This is a genomic window from Zhouia amylolytica (genome assembly GCF_900116365.1).
GTDB lineage: Bacteria > Bacteroidota > Bacteroidia > Flavobacteriales > Flavobacteriaceae > Zhouia > Zhouia amylolytica.
The window spans coordinates 268,707-286,657 of sequence record NZ_FPAG01000008.1; the positions used below are offsets into that span (position 1 = coordinate 268,707).

Here is a 17,951-nt window from a genome sequence, read left to right on the forward strand (position 1 = left end):
GTTATATATTTATATCGCATTACAAAAGTATGGAATATGAAACCTATTAAAATTCTATTCCTACTATGCTATATTGCAACTACCCCAATAATTCTTTCATGTAGCGCAGAAACAGAAGACCCTGATGTTTCTACGGATATTTTTGAGGCATATATTAACGATACGCATTTTACTGCGAAAGACGTTGTTTTAATGCTTAGAGGTGATTATATAGATATCATCGGAAATGATACAGAAACAGATCAATCAATCTTCATTACCCTGAAAAGAGCTAACAAAGAACGCTATGTCTTTGGGAAATCTTCAATTAATGGAGAAGGAAATGAGGCTGCTTTCTATAATCGAAATAACAGTGATGAGTTTACCACCTCGTTTGTGAATAAAAATTGTGGAGAAGTTAAACTTGATATTTCAAAATGGAGCGAAGGAATGATTTCCGGAGAATTCTATTTTGAGGCTTCTAATGATGAAAATAAAGTTATCCAGGTGTCTCAGGGACGATTTGAAAAGAACTTCTATGAATAAATAAGCTTTTGTCGATTAATAAAAAAATGCTCGGGGAATACCTCGAGCATTTTTAGTTTTGGTTGATTACTGGTTTTGGCTGACCACTATTTATAGTTAATTAGATCTTAGTTACATCGCCACTTCCAACAATTTTATTGTCAGTGCTACCTGGGTTACCTTGATATTTTACATCTCCGCTTCCTACAATCCTTGTTTTAAGCTTACCACCATTACAATGAACTTTGGCATCACCCGATCCGGAAATAGAAACCGATACGTCTTTTGCTTTTAAATCATATGCATGAATATCTCCAGACCCTGAAATAGCACATTCAAAAGAAGAAGTGTATCCTGTAACACTAATGTCACCCGACCCGGAAACATTTGCCTCTACAGTATCGCTGTTAAGACTTAATTTAATGTCGCCTGATCCTGAAAGACTTGTTGTAAAGTTTGTAGCTTTAATTTCATTTTTTGAAACAATATCGCCGGATCCGGATAAATAAACCCCGGAGATGTCTTCAAAAGGAACGGTAATTAGAATTTTTTTACCTCGGCTGGTCGAAAGATTATATCCTTTTTCCGTTTTTATTTTAAGTTGATCACCATCAACTTCGGTAACAATATATTCGAGTAGGTTTTCCTCCGCCTCAATAGTAATCTTACCTTCAGAACCTTTCACGAGTACAACATCAAAAAAACCTGCCATACTTACAGTGTCATAATCACCTACCTTTCGGGTTTCTGTGGTAACCTTACCATTACCGTTTACTTTTTTACTACCCCACCATTGAGCACTTGCTGCTGAGGTAATTGTAAGGGCAAATAAAAATAAAATTGATTTTTTCATTTTAGTTGTTTTGAGATTGATGAATTAGTTTTTATACAATTTAACACTACCGTAGTCTGAATTGATAGATAATTTATTTTTACCCTTTGAGCCGTAATAGCCTTCATAATGTTTTTCAGTAGATTTTTCTGTGCTATGACTCATATTAAGATCTTCCTTTCCGCTTAACCCGGCATATTCTAATTGAATATTAAAATCGAAATGATAATTTGGGTCATAACCAATTCTTATTCCGGCGTAATCACTTCTGATTTCAACATTACCGGCATTTGAAGAAAGGTTGTCAATTTTTATAGATCCATAATCAGATGATAGAGATACATTTCCATGAACATCACCGATTTTAGTAGTTAAATAATCTCCATTTGCTTGCAGGTTATTAACGGCACCAATTTTTATAGATCCATAATCGCATGAAAACTCGAGATTACCTGCCTCTCCAATTACGGAGGTTGTGTAGTCGGCACTAATAATAAGATTACCTGCTTTGTCAATTTCATAGCCTGAATAATCGGCACTGATTTTACCGCTTTTCATATATCCTATCGTAGACTTAGAGGTGTAATCAAAGCTTAATGTATTATTATCCGCATTGAGTTCTCCAATATTCATTTTACCGTAGTCACAACTTATTTTGGCAACACCGTCTAATGCATCTAAATTGATTCCACCGTAATCGTTGCTGAGGTCTACACTGTTTGTAACCGGCATCTTAATGGTGTAATTGATTTCCATACTTACATTATTGCTTCCCCAACTCCAATTCCAGCCACTACTTTTTTTGAAAATGGTTTTAGCAGAAACCATAGCGTTTGAAGCCGAAAAATCAACATCGATCTCATCTAGTTTCTTCTGAACTTTATCTTCATTGTTACCACTGGTTTTAATATGAACCTCAATTTCTATACGGTTCTGATTCCAGGTTGTTATGTATAAATTTCCATAACTGTTATCAACCTTCAATAAGGCATTGGCGTTTACACTATACTCTTTATTTATCTTTTTTTCCTTGGTGTATTTTCCGGTATGGGAAGGATTGGTTGCAAGCAACATAGCTGGCAACAAAAGAAGGAATAGTGTAATTTTATATAACATAGTTTTCATCTTTTTAAGATTTAATTGTTATGAAAGGTCATGCATTGTTTAGTTAGACCTATACCTGGTTTTAAACCTGATTAGCAGGCAATGCATTTTCCTTGTCTTTTAATTGTTTTACTTCTTCGATCTGATTTAAAACATCTTGTAATAAATCAATTCTGGTTTGAAAATTGGTAATCATTGCATGCAGTATTTTTTTAGTATTACCATTTTCTTTAAGATCTTGTTCTAGTTTTTTATAATCATTATCTAATTTTTTTATCTGAAGCATGGCGTCATCGACCATCTTCTGGGTTTCGGGGGTAACTTCTTTATTTATTTTTTCTATTTCCTGCTCTAGTAAAGAGGCAAAATAGAACTGTGTCTTTTCAACTTCCGGAGCAACTTTTGATGTCTTTTGAGTATTTACAAAAACACCAGCTCCTAAAGCAATTAGTATGGCCAGCGATGCAGCAATAGAAAGTGGTTTCCACCAGGATCTTTTTTTAGATGGCCCTTCAATATTTAAAGTGGACTGACTATTCAAGCGTTCTAAAAATCGCTCTTCATGACCAGCTGTTGGCTCTTCAATGTCAAATTGACCATGAAGTTCCTCGAAAAGTGCATCAATATTATCTTTCTTTAAGTCCATACTTCAGTTAATTTTTTTCTTAAACTCGCTTTTGCTCTTGAAATGGTTGTTCTGCAATTAGCATAACTCATTCCCATTATTTCACTTATTTCCTCATAGTCATAACCTTCTATTAAATGTAAGGTCAAAGAAACTCTGTAATTGTCCTTCAGCGTTTTCATGGTTTCTAACACTTTTTGAGCCTTCATGTTTTTGAAATCATGATCAGGATCAATGCCATCGTTGTCTTCGACCCTGTACATTACATCATCTAACGGAACGTCATCATTTTTTTGTTGTTTTCTGTAATGATAGATACTGTTGTTAACTACAATACGTTTTAACCAGGCTCCAAAAGTGGTGTCTCCCCTGTAGGAATCTAATTTCGTAAATGCACTTAAGAAAGATTCCTGCAGAACGTCTTCTGCCTCGTAGGGATCATGGACAATTCGTACTGCAATGTTATACATCGCTTTGAAGTATCTCTTATATACTTCCATCTGGGCTACTTTGTCCCCCTTTTTGCATAATTGCAATAATGCTTCAATATCTAAATTACTTCGGCTCAAAAAGTGATTGTTTACTATAAAGATGAAGATTAAGGTTCAATTGTTACAGTTTGAACAGATATTTTTTTAAAAGATTTTGATTTTGTGAGTGTTATACCAGTGTGCGGCTTCCTGTAGTATAACTATTTATTAAGGCTCCAGAAATGATGCAGAGGTCCATTTCCTTTACCAGCCTTTAGTAGGTCTGCATTTTGGATAGCACCCTGAATAAATACTTTAGATTTTTCAATCGCGGAAACTAAGTTGTATCCCTTTCCTAAATAAGAAGCTATTGCTGAAGATAAGGTGCATCCTGTGCCATGAAGATTACTGGAATTGATTTTTCTGGATTCAAAACTGCTATGCTTGCTTTGCGTAATATCATATAAGGTGTCAATAGTATAATTACCACTTAGGTGGCCGCCTTTTAATAAAACGGAAACTTCAAATTTGTCTGCCAATTTTTGCGCAAAACCGGCAAGATCGTTCTCATCAATTTTTTCGCCCAGTAATGTTTCAGCTTCCGGAATATTGGGAGTTATTAAGGTGCTTAAGGGAAATAGCCTGGCAACAAGATTTGATACGGCCTCCGGTGCTAATAACTTTTTTCCCGAACTGGAAATAAGTACTGGATCTAATACAATCAACGGGGAAGGATGCATTTGCAAACAATCTGCAACTCCTTCAACAATAGCCGCATTCGCCAGCATTCCTATTTTGATAGCATTAATTTCAATATCTTTAAGGATTAGGTTGAGTTGCTCCTGAACAAATTCGTAAGGTAAGGTCTGAATTTGCGACACACCTAAAGTGTTCTGGGCAGTAAGCGATGTGATTACTGAAGTAGCATAACAACCGCAGGCGCTAATGGTTTTAATGTCGGCTTGAATACCCGCTCCACCACTGGGATCACTCCCTGCTATCGTTAAAATATTTGGAATACTTTGTTTTTCTTTTTGCATTTGTTGAAAACGAGGATTGCAGTACAATTAATACGAATTCCTGAGTCAAAAATAACAATTTTTAAATGTTCGCTCTATAAAAGTTATTTCAGCTCCATAAATTTAAATCTTGGCATGGCTATTGTCTAAATACAATAGAATAACTTGAGCTTGTTTTTGTTGTAAAAAACTGGTGTTTAGTTGTTTATGCTAAAGTGAGTATTGTTAGAAAAGATAAATAAACAGCTCATTCTGGATGACAGAATGACTTAAAAGTGATTATGAGTAAAACAAAACTTTTAAATATTGACAGTTTGTCATTGCAAAACTTTGATGAAGATGCAGAGTTAATTCCATTAATGACACCTGAAGATGAAGAAGAGATTAATAACGAATCCCTGCCGGAATCTTTACCAATTCTTCCTTTGAGAAATACGGTATTATTTCCAGGGGTGGTTATTCCTATTACAGCTGGACGAGATAAGTCTATTAAGCTGATAAAGGAAGCTTCTAATGGAGGTAAGATTATTGGAGTAGTTTCGCAAAAGGATGAAACCGTTGAAGATCCGACCCCGGATGATATTAATATGGTAGGAACGGTAGCAAGGATACTGAGGGTGTTACAAATGCCTGATGGGAACACTACGGTTATTATTCAGGGTAAAAAGAGATTTGAAATTGATGAAATTACATCTGAAGATCCTTATTTCAAGGCAACTATTAAAGAGGTGCCGGAAGCTCGTCCTGAGAAGGAAAATAAGGAGTTCGATGCGATTATTGATTCCATCAAAGAGTTAGCGCTTCAGATTATCAAAGAAAGCCCGAATATTCCTTCGGAAGCATCATTTGCCATTAAGAATATTGAAAGTTCTTCATTTCTTATCAACTTCATTTCATCAAACCTAAATCTCGATGTAAAAGAGAAGCAGGCATTGCTTGAGACGAATGATTTAAAGGAAAGAGCCCTGGCTACCCTGAAGTTTATGAATGTTGAATTTCAACGTTTAACACTTCAAAAAGATATTCAATCTAAGGTGAAGCTGGATCTCGATCAGCAACAACGCGAATATTTCTTACATCAGCAAATGAAAACCATTCAGGAGGAACTGGGTGGAAATTCATCGGAAACGGAGATTGAAGAAATGCGTGAACGTGCTAAAAAGAAGAAGTGGAGTAAAAAAGTTCAGGAGCATTTCGATAAAGAACTGAGTAAGATACAGCGCATGAATCCTCAGGTTGCAGAGTATTCCATACAACGTAACTACCTCGACCTCTTTCTGGAGTTACCTTGGAATGAATTTTCTAAGGATAGTTTTGATTTAAAGAGAGCGCAAAAAATTCTGGATAGAGACCATTATGGTCTCGAAGATGTTAAAAAGCGAATAATAGAATATTTGGCAGTTTTAAAACTCCGTAACGATATGAAATCGCCTATTTTATGTCTTTATGGACCTCCGGGAGTTGGTAAAACCTCATTAGGTAAATCAATTGCGGAAGCTATAGGAAGAGAGTATGTTCGAATGTCTTTAGGAGGTCTGAGAGATGAGGCTGAGATTAGAGGTCATAGAAAAACATACATTGGTGCAATGCCGGGTAGAATTATTCAATCGATCAGAAAGGCGGGTAAATCAAACCCTGTATTTATTCTGGACGAAATTGATAAGCTTTCGGTTAGTCATAGCGGAGACCCTTCTTCAGCTATGCTTGAAGTTTTAGATCCGGAACAAAATCATGAGTTTTATGATAACTTTCTTGAGGTAGGGTACGACTTGTCTAAGGTAATGTTTATTGCTACTGCCAATAACCTGTCTACTATTCAACCGGCGCTGCGAGACAGAATGGAAATTATCAATGTAACCGGTTATACCATTGAAGAGAAAGTAGAGATTGCCAAACGTCATCTTTTACCTAAACAATTAGAGGAGCATGGTTTAAAGAAAAAAGATCTGCAGATAGGCAAAAAAGAACTGGAAAAGATCGTTGAAGGTTATACCCGTGAATCTGGAGTAAGAAGCCTTGAGAAACAGATCGCTAAAATGGTTCGCCACGCTGCTAAATCCATTGCTATGGAAGAAGAGTACAATGTAAAGGTTACAGCCAAAGATGTGGAAGATGTCTTAGGACCTGCTCGATTGGAACGCGATAAATATGAGAATAATGATGTTGCAGGGGTGGTAACCGGATTGGCATGGACCAGTGTTGGAGGTGATATATTATTTATTGAGTCGATCCTTTCAAAGGGTAAAGGAAGCTTGAATATAACAGGGAACCTGGGACAAGTAATGAAAGAGTCCGCAACCATTGCCATGGAGTACATTAAGTCAAATGCTGAGGACTTAGGAATTAATCCTGATGTATTTGATAAGTACAATGTGCATATGCACGTTCCGGAAGGAGCAACGCCTAAAGACGGTCCAAGTGCAGGGGTAACCATGTTGACCTCATTGGTTTCGCTCTTTACGCAAAGAAAAGTTAAGAAGAGTATAGCAATGACTGGTGAAATTACCTTAAGAGGAAAAGTGTTGCCGGTTGGAGGTATAAAAGAAAAGATCCTTGCAGCCAAAAGAGCCAAAATAAAAGAGATTATCCTGTGTGAGGATAATAGAAAAGATATAGAGGAAATAAAACAAGACTATCTAAAAGGACTAACCTTCCACTATGTACGTGAAATGAGAGAAGTAATTGAAATAGCAATTACCAAACAAAAAGTTAAAAACGCCAAGAATTTATAAAGAGTTGCTTAAATTAAGGCTGGATTTAAATCCAGCCTTAATATTTAAATACAGATTATATTGATGAAAAAAATTACCATTGCAATAGACGGTTATTCTTCTACCGGAAAAAGTACGATAGCAAAACAGCTGGCAAAAGCATTAGGATATGTGTATGTTGATTCAGGTGCGATGTACAGAGCAATTACCTTATACGCACTTGAGAACGAATTTATCGGTAGCGAGAAAGATAATATAGACGCTCTCGTTAAAATGCTTCCGTACATTAAGTTAAAATTTGAACTGAACAATGCAACCGGGGCTGCTGAAATATATCTTGATGGTAAGAATGTCGAAAAAGAAATCCGGTCTTTAAAAATCTCTCAACACGTAAGTAGAATTGCAACCATCACAGAAGTTCGTCAGAAGCTTGTAGATATGCAAAAAAAGATGGGCGAAAATAAAGGTGTTGTTATGGATGGTCGCGATATAGGTACCGTGGTGTTCCCTGATGCAGAATTGAAATTGTTCATGACAGCTTCTCCGGAAACAAGAGCTCATCGTAGGTATAAGGAACTGTTGGACAGAGGAGAAAAAGTAGTCTTTAAAGATGTGCTCGAGAATGTTCAAAATCGAGATTATATCGATTCTCATCGTGAAAACTCTCCTTTAGTAAGAGCAGAAGATGCCATCGAATTTGATAATACCGACATGGGACTTCAAGATCAATTTGAACGAATTAAAGGAATGGCACTGCGAGTTATTGAAAAACAATGATTTACTGTAAGTTTTAAAACTTGAAGTAATTCTTCTAATTGTTTGTGAATCAAATATTATTGTTTTAATTTTGCACTCCTTTTTGCATGTAGATAGAGGTGGAAGGGAAGAAAAAAACAAAACAATAATATCTTCTATGTTTAATATGCATAACCTCTTCATTGAATATAGAATACAAATTTAATACTCAGCACATGGCTGATACAAACACAAATCCAGAAGTACAGGAACAACAAAATCCTGCACAATTTTTAGAGAACTTTAACTGGGAGAAATACGAAGAAGGTATTGAGAAGGTTGAAGATGACAAACTTAAAGAGTTTGAAGATTTAGTAGAGAAAAATTTCGTTGAAACTGCGGATGATGATGTAGTTGAAGGTACTGTTGTTCACTTAACAGACAGAGAAGCAATCATCGATATCAATGCTAAGTCTGAAGGTGTAATCTCTCTAAATGAGTTCCGTTACAATCCTGATTTAAAAGTTGGTGATAAAGTAGAGGTGTTGATCGATGTTCGTGAAGATAAATCAGGTCAATTAGTACTTTCTCACAGAAAAGCTCGTGTAATTAAGGCATGGGATAGAGTTAATGAAGCTCACGATAAAGGAGAAATCGTTAACGGTTTTGTTAAGTGTAGAACTAAAGGTGGTATGATCGTAGACGTATTCGGAATTGAAGCGTTCTTACCAGGTTCTCAAATTGACGTTAAGCCTATCCGCGATTATGACCAATATGTAAATAAAACAATGGAATTCAAAGTTGTTAAAATCAACCACGAATTCAAAAACGTTGTTGTTTCTCATAAAGCACTTATTGAGGCTGATATTGAAGAACAGAAGAAAGAGATCATTGGTCAATTAGAAAAAGGTCAAGTATTAGAAGGTGTTGTTAAAAACATTACTTCTTACGGTGTATTCATCGACCTTGGAGGTGTAGATGGATTAATCCATATTACAGACCTTTCATGGTCTCGTATCAACCACCCTAACGAGGTTGTTGAATTAGACCAGAAATTAAATGTGGTAATTCTTGACTTTGATGATAACAAGTCTAGAATCCAGTTAGGTCTTAAGCAATTACAGAAACATCCTTGGGAAGCTTTAGATGCTGAACTTAAAGTTGGTGATAAAGTAAAAGGTAAAGTAGTTGTTATAGCTGATTACGGTGCATTCGTAGAAGTTGCTGAAGGTGTTGAAGGTTTAATTCACGTTTCAGAAATGTCTTGGAGTACTCACTTACGTTCAGCTCAGGACTTCGTTAAAGTAGGTGATGAGGTTGAAGCTGTTATCTTAACATTAGATCGTGACGAGCGTAAAATGTCTCTGGGTATGAAGCAATTAACTCCAGATCCATGGACTGATATTACTGCTAAGTATCCTGTTGGTTCTAAGCATAAAGGTATCGTTAGAAACTTTACTAACTTCGGTGTTTTCGTAGAACTTGAAGAAGGTATCGACGGATTGATCTATATCTCAGACCTTTCTTGGACTAAGAAGATCAAACATCCATCAGAGTTTGTTAACATTGGAGATGAGTTAGAGGTTGAAGTTCTTGAATTAGATGTTGAAGGACGTAAACTTTCTCTTGGACACAAACAAACTACTGAAAACCCTTGGGATAAATACGAGCAAGAGTTCGCTGTAGGTACAGTTCACAATGCTGCAATCGATGAGATCGTAGACAAAGGAGCTACTATCCAGTTTAACGATGATATCGTAGCGTTTGTTCCTTCACGTCACCTTGAAAAAGAAGACGGTAAGAAATTGAAGAAAGGTGATGTAGCTGACTTCAAAATCATTGAGTTTAATAAAGAATTCAAGAAAGTTGTAGCTAGCCACACGGCAATCTTCAAAGAAGAAGAAGAGAAAAATGTAAAAGCTGCTGCTGCTTCTAACGCAACTAAAGAGAAGACTACTTTAGGTGATTTAGATGCACTACAGGAGTTAAAAGATAAAATGGACGGAAAATAAGCCGTAATTATCTTTATAAAATTAAAAGCCCTCAATAATATTGAGGGCTTTTTTTATTACTTCGTCATGGCTTTTTGTATCGCTGCTTCAGCAAGGGGGCGCATTACCTCATATCCTTCACTCGTAGGGTGCACTTCATCATTGGCGTAAATAGGTTTCATGCCTTTACGTTTGTCTGAAAGGTGCGAATGGTAATCCAGATAAATATGCCCATGCTTTTCGGCATATGCCTTCATCCAGTTGTTGATCTTAATGATTTTTTCTGCGGGCTTTAACCCTGGTTTCCATGGATAGTCATAAACAGGAAGTATTGATGATAACACTACCTTAATTCCGTTTGCAGTCGCAATTTCAGCCATAGATGCCAGGTTATCCTGGATCATTTTAATTGTCGATGGACCTGTATTACCGGCAATATCATTAGTACCTGCCAAAATAACAACTACTTTCGGTTGTAAATCAACAACATCCTGACGAAACCGAATTAACATCTGCGGCGTTGTTTGTCCGCTGATCCCTCTGTTAATAAAACCGTTTTTATTAAAAAACTCCGGATCGTGATTCATCCATCCTTCGGTGATCGAGTTTCCCATAAAAACTACTTCCACAGGTTTTTGGAGTCTGATAATTTCACTATTGTCCGCTTTAAACCGTTTTAAATTAGGCCAGTCTTGTGCAGCCGTATTGAAGAAAGCCATCAGAAATAATAGGAGTAACGTGATAGATTTTGTTCTCATTTTATTTAATCTTTTGAATTTAAAATCATAATTTAATGGAGAAAATGAAATGGTATTTATTGATAATCATTTAATTATTTCAGGATTAAAAAATCATCAAATTACAAGTTAGTTTTATTTCGCAATAAATCCGTATTTTTACAAACCAAACACGATTGCAATTCGAAATTATGAGTCAAAAAGTTCTGCTTTCTTCTAAAGAGATCCATATTATACTGCATCGTTTGGCTTGTCAACTGATAGAGAATCATTTAGATTTTAAAAATACTGTTTTAATAGGAATTCAGCCCAGAGGCGTTTTTCTTGCAGAACGCCTGAGTAAGATTCTCAAGGAAGACTATAAAGTCAAAGATGTGGCGTTGGGATACCTTGATATTACTTTTTATCGTGATGACTTTAGAAGAGGAGAGAAACCTCTCGAAGCTAATAAAACAAATATTAACTTTCTGGTAGAAGATAAGAAAGTAGTTTTTATAGACGATGTGCTTTATACTGGTAGAAGTATCAGAGCCGCACTAACTGCTATACAATCTTTTGGACGACCTTCAGAAATTGAACTTCTAACCTTAATCGACAGGAGGTTTAGCAGGCATTTACCAATACAGCCCGATTATAGAGGAAGACAGGTTGATGCCATCAATCAGGAAAAAGTTAAAGTACTTTGGGAAGAGAATGATGGAGAAGATGTAGTTTATTTAGTAAATAATTAGAAAATAAGTCAACAGCAATGAGTGAATTAAGTGTAGATCACTTACTGGGAATAAAGTATCTTAAGGAAGAAGATATACAACTGATATTTGAGACAGCTGATCACTTTAAAGAGGTGATTAACCGTCCGATTAAAAAAGTACCTTCACTGCGCGATATTACCATCGCCAATATGTTTTTTGAGAATAGTACAAGAACGAAGCTTTCTTTTGAATTGGCGGAGAAAAGGTTATCAGCTGATGTGGTTAATTTCTCTGCTTCACAATCTTCTGTAGCCAAAGGAGAAACACTCATAGATACGGTAAACAATATCTTATCGATGAAGGTTGATATGGTCGTAATGAGACATCCAAATCCGGGAGCTGGAGTGTTCTTATCAAGACATGTGAATGCCAGTATTGTAAATGCAGGAGACGGTACTCATGAACATCCAACCCAGGCCTTACTTGATTCCTATTCTATTAGAGAACGCTTAGGAGATGTAGCCGGAAAAAATGTGGTCATTGTTGGAGATATCTTGCATTCAAGAGTAGCACTTTCAAATATATTTGCACTGAAATTACAAGGGGCTAACGTTAAAGTCTGCGGACCAAAGACATTGATACCAAAATATATTACCTCCTTGGGAGTGGAGGTGGAAACCAATCTTAGAGCTGCACTCGAATGGTGTGACGTAGCTAATATGCTTAGAGTACAAAATGAGCGTATGGATATTAGCTATTTCCCGACAACCAGAGAATATACCCAGCAATTCGGAGTTAATAAAAAAATATTAGATTCCTTAGATAAAGAGATTACGATTATGCACCCCGGACCAATAAACAGGGGAGTAGAGATAACTAGTGATGTAGCCGATTCAAAACAGGCTATTATTCTCAATCAGGTAGAGAATGGAGTAGCTGTTAGGATGGCAGTGATATATTTATTAGCATCTAAAATTAAACAATAACATTATGATTTTTGATAAGCAAGGAAATACTACCGTAGCTACACAAGAAGCAGTATCGTTAGCTACATTTTTGAAGCGATTGGACGAATCATATTCAAAATGGAAAAATAATAATTTGATCGTTAACCTGCTTTCAATAAATAAAATTGAAGCGAATGATTTATTGGAGTTTTTACCATTGCGAAATAAGCATACCGAAGGTAAAAATTCTTTTGTTATTGTTTCCACAGCTGTTAAATATGAGGATGTACATGATGACCTCATAGTGGTACCGACACTAAAGGAAGCTTTTGACATTATTGAAATGGACGAGATTGAAAGAGATCTCGATATTTAATTTATAAATTTAAGTTCGTTTGAAACTATCAATCCTTGGTTGTTACAGTGCCACACCCAGAGCTTTAACGAATCCTACAGCTCAGGTATTGGAAATTAAAGGACATGTTTTTTTAATCGATTGTGGAGAAGGAACCCAGGTACAACTTAGAAAGCAGCAAATAAAATTTGCAAGAATTAAACATGTGTTCATATCACATCTTCACGGAGATCATTTCTTCGGATTACCTGGCTTGATATCTACATTCATGCTGCTTGGAAGAGAAGCAGAGCTGCATATCTACGGTCCAAAAGGCATTAAAAAAGCGGTGACTACTATGTTAAAAGTAGGAAATGCCTGGACTAATTTCCCATTAATTTTTCATGAATTAACCGCCAAAGAGTCTGAGATCATTTTTGAAGATGAAAAGATTTCAGTTAAAACCATTCCTCTTATTCATAGAATATATACCAATGGATTTCTTTTTTCAGAAAAAGAAGGTGAACGAAAGCTAAATATCGGCGCCGCTGAAGATTATGGAATTGATGTGTCGTATTACAGAAATATTAAACAAGGTAAAGATGTGATGAATGAAGAGGGGAAATTAATCGCGAACCACTTACTCACCTTTGACCCTCCAGCCCCTAAAAGCTATGCTTTTTGTAGTGATACGGCTTTCAATCAGGAAATTATTCCCATTATAAAAAACGCGGGTGTGCTTTATCACGAAAGTACTTTTACCAAGGCACATGAGCATTTAACCAAACCAACGGGTCACTCTACCGCAGCTGAAGCTGCTACAATTGCAAAAGAAGCGAATGTAGGGATGTTGATTCTAGGACATTATTCAACACGCTATAAATCCTTGGAAGTGTTTAAAAATGAAGCGAAAAGTATTTTTAAAAACGTTCATTTGGCGGAAGACGGGAAAGTATTTGAACTCTGAAGTTTTTTACTCCATAACCACATAACTCCATAACTCCATAACAAGATTACTCCATAACAAGATTACTCCATAACTTCATCCTTAACTTTACCCCAAAGCAGGGCGTTTAACTTATTTCTATTAATTATTTTTGTAGTAAAATAATTCAGGTTTAATACCATTTTTTATGCAAAACGATTTAGGTCATTATCGAAGAAATTACCAAAAGAGTGAACTTATAGAAACCAATGTCCCTGATAATCCCATGCAATTATTTCAAACATGGTTTTATGAGGTAGAACAATTTGGAGGAGTGGAAGAGGCCAATGCCATGACGGTTTCAACCATTGGTTTAGATGGATTTCCAAAGAACAGGGTCGTTTTATTAAAAAAGTATACCTACGAAGGATTTATATTCTATACTAATTATAATAGTGAAAAGGGAAAGGCTATAGCTGCCAACCCTAATATTTGTCTGTCGTTTTTCTGGCCCAATCTGGAGCGACAGGTCATTATAAAGGGTACTGCCGAAAAGGTGTCAGAAAACCTTTCCGATGGTTACTTTGAATCCCGACCGGATGGTAGCAAATTAGGAGCGATTGTTTCAGACCAAAGTGAAGTTATTGAGAACCGAAGTGTTTTAGAACAGAAATTGAAGGAACTCGAAAGCGAATTAAAAGGTAAAGAGATTGAGAGACCTTCATATTGGGGAGGATATATCGTGAAGCCCGAATCGGTAGAGTTTTGGCAGGGAAGACCCAATCGTTTACATGATAGGCTACGATATACTTTACAAAAAGACTACAGTTGGAAAATTGAAAGATTAGCCCCTTAAAGGTGTGCATTGTAACATTTTTGTAAAGTTAAAGTTATCACTTCGTGCATTTCGTCGAAAAATAATGCATTTTATCGGTAGTTAAAAGATTTTATGGTAAGTTAGATATACCAAACTTACCAAACATGAAATCTATTATGCTATTAGCATCATTAATTATGATGCCTGTATTGTTCACTTCATGCTCAAAAGAAGAGCTTATCTCTGACCAGAATCTGGCTATTGATATTAAAATCGAAGATGCCAATTTACAAGAAGATGTTATTGATTTAATTAATGATCATCGTATAGACATTGGTTTAAACACCCTAAACTTTTTGGAAATTGTAAAAACCGTGGCTGCCACTCATACAGATTATATGATCGAGAAGGGGGAAGTAAGCCATGAATTTTTCTTTACCCGGGAGAAGGAGTTAAAAGAAAAGGCAGATGCTGAATTGGTAGGAGAAAATGTGGCATATGGATTTAGTACGGCAAAAGGAGTGGTTGATGCATGGTTGAAAAGTGATAAACACAGAGAAAATATTAATGGTGACTTTACACATGTTGGTATTTCAGCCAAGAAAAATGCAGAGGGTAGAGTGTATTACACGCTAATGCTGGTAAAAAAATAAGACGTTTAAAAAAACTACTTACTTACGATTCCATGGTAAGTAGTTAACCTATTGACTTCAGGTGCTCATTGAGGCCTTAAGCAAATAAACATTAAGGATGCAATTCACTCTTTGAATTGCTAATCTTTGAAAACTTTAGATTTCTGTTAGTTAGCAGAGAAGGAATGCCCCTTATCTTTCTCAATCCGTACTTAGCCTGCCTGGTGCAGGCTTTTTACGGGAGAAATTTTCGGATAATGAAGCATGAAGGTTGGTTGACTAATTCTTTTTTATCAAAAGTAGCAATCACATGTTTTAAACTTGAATTCATAAATTAATAAAATCTCGTGTGTACCATAGGTATATGGTCTTATTCCTGCCACCGGTAATTCGTATGCATATCCTAATTGAAGTTTTTTAGAAAAATGAAAATCAATAATAGCCCCAAAGGTGTTAAATGAGTCTACTCGGTAGGCAGCACCAAGCCATAATTTTTCAAAGAATAAAAAATTAGCAGTGGCATCTAGAGATAAAGGTGCGCCATTAGTGGCTTTCAAAATCATGGCAGGCTTAAATTTAACACTATGATTAATATCAAAAACATAACCACCGGTTAAATAATAGTTGACTCTTTCCATTGCTTTATAATCAAGCCCTGCGGACTCTCCCTCAATATTATCGTTAGTTAATATTCTGGGAGTTGATAATCCAACATACCAACGGTCTGATCTTAGATATGCACCGGCTCCAAAATTAGGATTCCATCTGTTTTGGAAGGTATCGTAATAAGGATCATTAGTTGCCAAAAGCTCATCATCAAGTGAATAATGAGTAACACCACCTTTAAGTCCAAAAGATAATTTCGTTTCACGACCAACTTTTACCGTATATGAAAAATCTCCATAAAAGTACATGGTGTTTTCATAGCCTAAATTGTCATTTATAAATGAAAATCCTAGTCCTACTTTTGGACGTTTTCGCAATGGGGAATGTCCTGATAAAGTTTGAGTTGACGGCCCCCCTTCGAAACCTGCCCATTGTGACCTATGGAGACCAACAACACTAACACCCTCTCTGCTTCCTGCATATGCAGGGTTAATGGCTATGGTGTTGAACATATATTGGGTGAATTGTGGTAGCTGTTGCGAAAATGCATGAACACCACTCAATAAAAGAACTAATATGATAATTTTTTTTATAGTTTTCATAATTAAAAAGTTTTTTAATCGGTACCTACATAAATATATCCTTTAATAGGGGCCAGTCCACTATTTTTAAGTTCAACGATATAGTAATAGGTTCCGGATGGTACTTTGGTAGATTTACCTACTGCATTTCTAGTGGTGGTTCCATCCCAATTGTTTTGATAATCTTCCGATTCATAAATGATGGTTCCCCAACGATTAAAGATTTTTACGCTTTTGGTGAAATTGCAATTGTTAGCCCCATTAACTTCAAAATATTGATAGTAAGCATCACCATTTGGAGTTACTGATTTTGAAATAACAATATCATCGGTAGTACATGGTTGTACCACACAATCGTCATGAACTGTTATTCGAAACTCCTGAACAATAGGACAGTCGCTATAAGTTTCAGTGTACTCAATGGTGTAAACACCTAATTCAGTTTGAGAAGGACTAATAAGTGACCCTATTAGATCAATCACTCCTTCTTTAATAATCCATCTTCCTCCTCTTTGAATCTCTGAGGCAAGATATTGTTCAAGGTCAATCTCTGCATCTTCAACACAAAGTTCTATTTCTCTGAGAGCTGCCCGTTTTGTATTGACAGAAACGTTAACTATTTGCATAAATTCGGAGCTATTATTACAACTGTCAGTTACATTCCATATTCGGGTAATGACGTAATCTTCAACCACACCTTCCTGTCTCGTACTTGTTTCTTCGAATTGTACATTTGCAATTTCTCCACAGTTATCTGTAAAACTTAATTCCGGAATTACTGGAATAGCGTCACAGGTAGCATCTATTTCTATATCAAAAGAAGTTGTTAATTCGGGAGCGGTAGTATCCATTAAAGTAATAATCTGAACGTCTTTCATTTCATTTCCGCAATAATCAACGAGTGTCCATGTTCTTGTTATGAGATTTTCACCGGCACATTCACCCGTTAATATTTCATCTTGATAGGTAGCCTCAAGCCCTGTAGCACAATTATCAGCCTCATCAAAAACATCTCCTGTAAGATTAAGATCTAAATAATCTTCTTCACAAGATAAGGTAATGTCTTCCGGTGTTGTGAATGTAGGCGCTGTGGTATCTGCTACGGTGATGGTCTGCGATACCGAAGTGGTATTGTCACAACTATCGGTAAAGGTCCATGTGCGGGTCACAACGATATTACACGGATCGGTATTATCGGTGGTATCGACTCCTGTTACGGTAATATCACTATCACAGTTATCGTTAGCGGTCAGATCGATCATTGGAGGAATCTCATCGGTACACTCAACGGTCACATCAGCAGGGGCTGCAGGAGCAACCGGTGCTGTCGTATCGGCCACGGTAATGGTCTGTGATATCGAAGCAGTATTGTTACAACTATCGGTAAAGGTCCATGTGCGGGTCACAATGATATTACACGGATCAGTATTGTCTGTGGTATCCACCCCGGTTACGGTAATATCACTATCACAGTTATCGGTAGCGGTCAGATCTACCATTGCAGGAATCTCATCGGTACACTCAACGGTCACATCTACAGGTGCTGCAGGGGCAACCGGTGCCGTAGTATCCTGAACGGTGATGGTTTGTATGTGTTCAGTGTTATTACCACATTCATCGGTAGCAATCCATGTTCTTGTCAGGGTATAGGCATTAGGACATGCTCCATCAGTTCTTACTTCATTGTAA

Annotated in this window: 18 protein-coding genes; 10 read left to right on the forward strand and 8 right to left on the reverse strand. The window is 36.5% G+C overall.

Annotated features, from left to right (window positions below; genetic code table 11):
• The first annotated feature begins 36 nt into the window (after positions 1-36).
• Complete coding sequence (locus tag BM361_RS14615; protein ID WP_038262191.1) at positions 37-525, forward strand: DUF6252 domain-containing protein; 489 nt, start codon at positions 37-39, stop codon at positions 523-525.
• Between the two features lie 100 nt (positions 526-625).
• Here the strand turns inward: BM361_RS14615 and BM361_RS14620 are convergent, their stop codons facing one another.
• The 5 genes from BM361_RS14620 to thiD form a co-directional block, all read right to left on the reverse strand.
• Positions 626-1,357 carry a head GIN domain-containing protein gene (locus BM361_RS14620; RefSeq protein ID WP_038262194.1) on the reverse strand — a complete coding sequence of 244 codons (732 nt, stop codon included), beginning with the start codon at positions 1,355-1,357 and terminating at the stop codon, positions 626-628.
• 24 nt (positions 1,358-1,381) lie between these two features.
• Complete coding sequence (locus tag BM361_RS14625) at positions 1,382-2,461, reverse strand: DUF4097 family beta strand repeat-containing protein (protein ID WP_038262196.1); 1,080 nt, start codon at positions 2,459-2,461, stop codon at positions 1,382-1,384.
• Between the two features lie 61 nt (positions 2,462-2,522).
• Positions 2,523-3,086 carry a DUF4179 domain-containing protein gene (locus BM361_RS14630; RefSeq protein ID WP_038262198.1) on the reverse strand — a complete coding sequence of 188 codons (564 nt, stop codon included), beginning with the start codon at positions 3,084-3,086 and terminating at the stop codon, positions 2,523-2,525.
• On the reverse strand, positions 3,077-3,634 hold the full coding sequence (locus BM361_RS14635) for an RNA polymerase sigma factor (RefSeq protein WP_038262201.1): 558 nt from the start codon (positions 3,632-3,634) through the stop codon (positions 3,077-3,079). Before BM361_RS14635 ends, BM361_RS14630 begins: the two co-directional genes overlap by 10 nt.
• A gap of 122 nt (positions 3,635-3,756) precedes the next feature.
• Complete coding sequence (gene thiD / locus BM361_RS14640) at positions 3,757-4,575, reverse strand: bifunctional hydroxymethylpyrimidine kinase/phosphomethylpyrimidine kinase (RefSeq protein WP_074979801.1); 819 nt, start codon at positions 4,573-4,575, stop codon at positions 3,757-3,759.
• Between the two features lie 260 nt (positions 4,576-4,835).
• On the opposite strand from thiD, the gene lon reads away from it, so the two are divergent.
• From lon to rpsA, 3 genes are all read left to right on the forward strand, one after another.
• Positions 4,836-7,286 (forward strand): endopeptidase La, encoded by a 2,451-nt coding sequence (lon, locus tag BM361_RS14645; protein WP_074979803.1) that lies wholly within the window; start codon positions 4,836-4,838, stop codon positions 7,284-7,286.
• A gap of 63 nt (positions 7,287-7,349) precedes the next feature.
• On the forward strand, positions 7,350-8,042 hold the full coding sequence (gene cmk / locus BM361_RS14650; RefSeq protein WP_038262210.1) for a (d)CMP kinase: 693 nt from the start codon (positions 7,350-7,352) through the stop codon (positions 8,040-8,042).
• 194 nt (positions 8,043-8,236) lie between these two features.
• Complete coding sequence (rpsA, locus tag BM361_RS14655; RefSeq protein WP_038262213.1) at positions 8,237-10,012, forward strand: 30S ribosomal protein S1; 1,776 nt, start codon at positions 8,237-8,239, stop codon at positions 10,010-10,012.
• A gap of 56 nt (positions 10,013-10,068) precedes the next feature.
• On the opposite strand, the gene BM361_RS14660 is transcribed toward rpsA, so the two are convergent.
• Entirely contained in the window at positions 10,069-10,749 is a 681-nt protein-coding gene (locus tag BM361_RS14660) for an SGNH/GDSL hydrolase family protein (protein WP_074979805.1), read from the reverse strand.
• Between the two features lie 170 nt (positions 10,750-10,919).
• On the opposite strand from BM361_RS14660, the gene pyrR reads away from it, so the two are divergent.
• From pyrR to BM361_RS14690, 6 genes are all read left to right on the forward strand, one after another.
• The gene (gene pyrR / locus BM361_RS14665; RefSeq protein WP_038262219.1) at positions 10,920-11,459 is read left to right on the forward strand and encodes a bifunctional pyr operon transcriptional regulator/uracil phosphoribosyltransferase PyrR; all 540 of its coding nucleotides are present in this window, start codon (positions 10,920-10,922) and stop codon (positions 11,457-11,459) included.
• A 17-nt stretch (positions 11,460-11,476) separates the two neighbouring features.
• Positions 11,477-12,406 (forward strand): aspartate carbamoyltransferase catalytic subunit, encoded by a 930-nt coding sequence (locus tag BM361_RS14670; protein ID WP_038262222.1) that lies wholly within the window; start codon positions 11,477-11,479, stop codon positions 12,404-12,406.
• 4 nt (positions 12,407-12,410) lie between these two features.
• The gene (locus BM361_RS14675) at positions 12,411-12,743 is read left to right on the forward strand and encodes a hypothetical protein (protein WP_038262225.1); all 333 of its coding nucleotides are present in this window, start codon (positions 12,411-12,413) and stop codon (positions 12,741-12,743) included.
• A 19-nt stretch (positions 12,744-12,762) separates the two neighbouring features.
• The gene (locus BM361_RS14680; RefSeq protein WP_074979807.1) at positions 12,763-13,668 is read left to right on the forward strand and encodes a ribonuclease Z; all 906 of its coding nucleotides are present in this window, start codon (positions 12,763-12,765) and stop codon (positions 13,666-13,668) included.
• 166 nt (positions 13,669-13,834) lie between these two features.
• Complete coding sequence (pdxH, locus tag BM361_RS14685; RefSeq protein ID WP_074979809.1) at positions 13,835-14,482, forward strand: pyridoxamine 5'-phosphate oxidase; 648 nt, start codon at positions 13,835-13,837, stop codon at positions 14,480-14,482.
• A 125-nt stretch (positions 14,483-14,607) separates the two neighbouring features.
• The gene (locus BM361_RS14690; RefSeq protein WP_074979811.1) at positions 14,608-15,096 is read left to right on the forward strand and encodes a CAP domain-containing protein; all 489 of its coding nucleotides are present in this window, start codon (positions 14,608-14,610) and stop codon (positions 15,094-15,096) included.
• A gap of 272 nt (positions 15,097-15,368) precedes the next feature.
• Here the strand turns inward: BM361_RS14690 and BM361_RS14695 are convergent, their stop codons facing one another.
• A complete protein-coding gene (locus tag BM361_RS14695; RefSeq protein ID WP_038262236.1) occupies positions 15,369-16,283 on the reverse strand; it encodes a PorP/SprF family type IX secretion system membrane protein in 915 nt (304 codons plus the stop codon).
• Positions 16,284-16,297: 14 nt separating this feature from the next.
• Positions 16,298-17,951: T9SS type B sorting domain-containing protein (locus BM361_RS14700; protein ID WP_139226730.1), on the reverse strand; the 1,654-nt coding region annotated here is incomplete at its 5' end.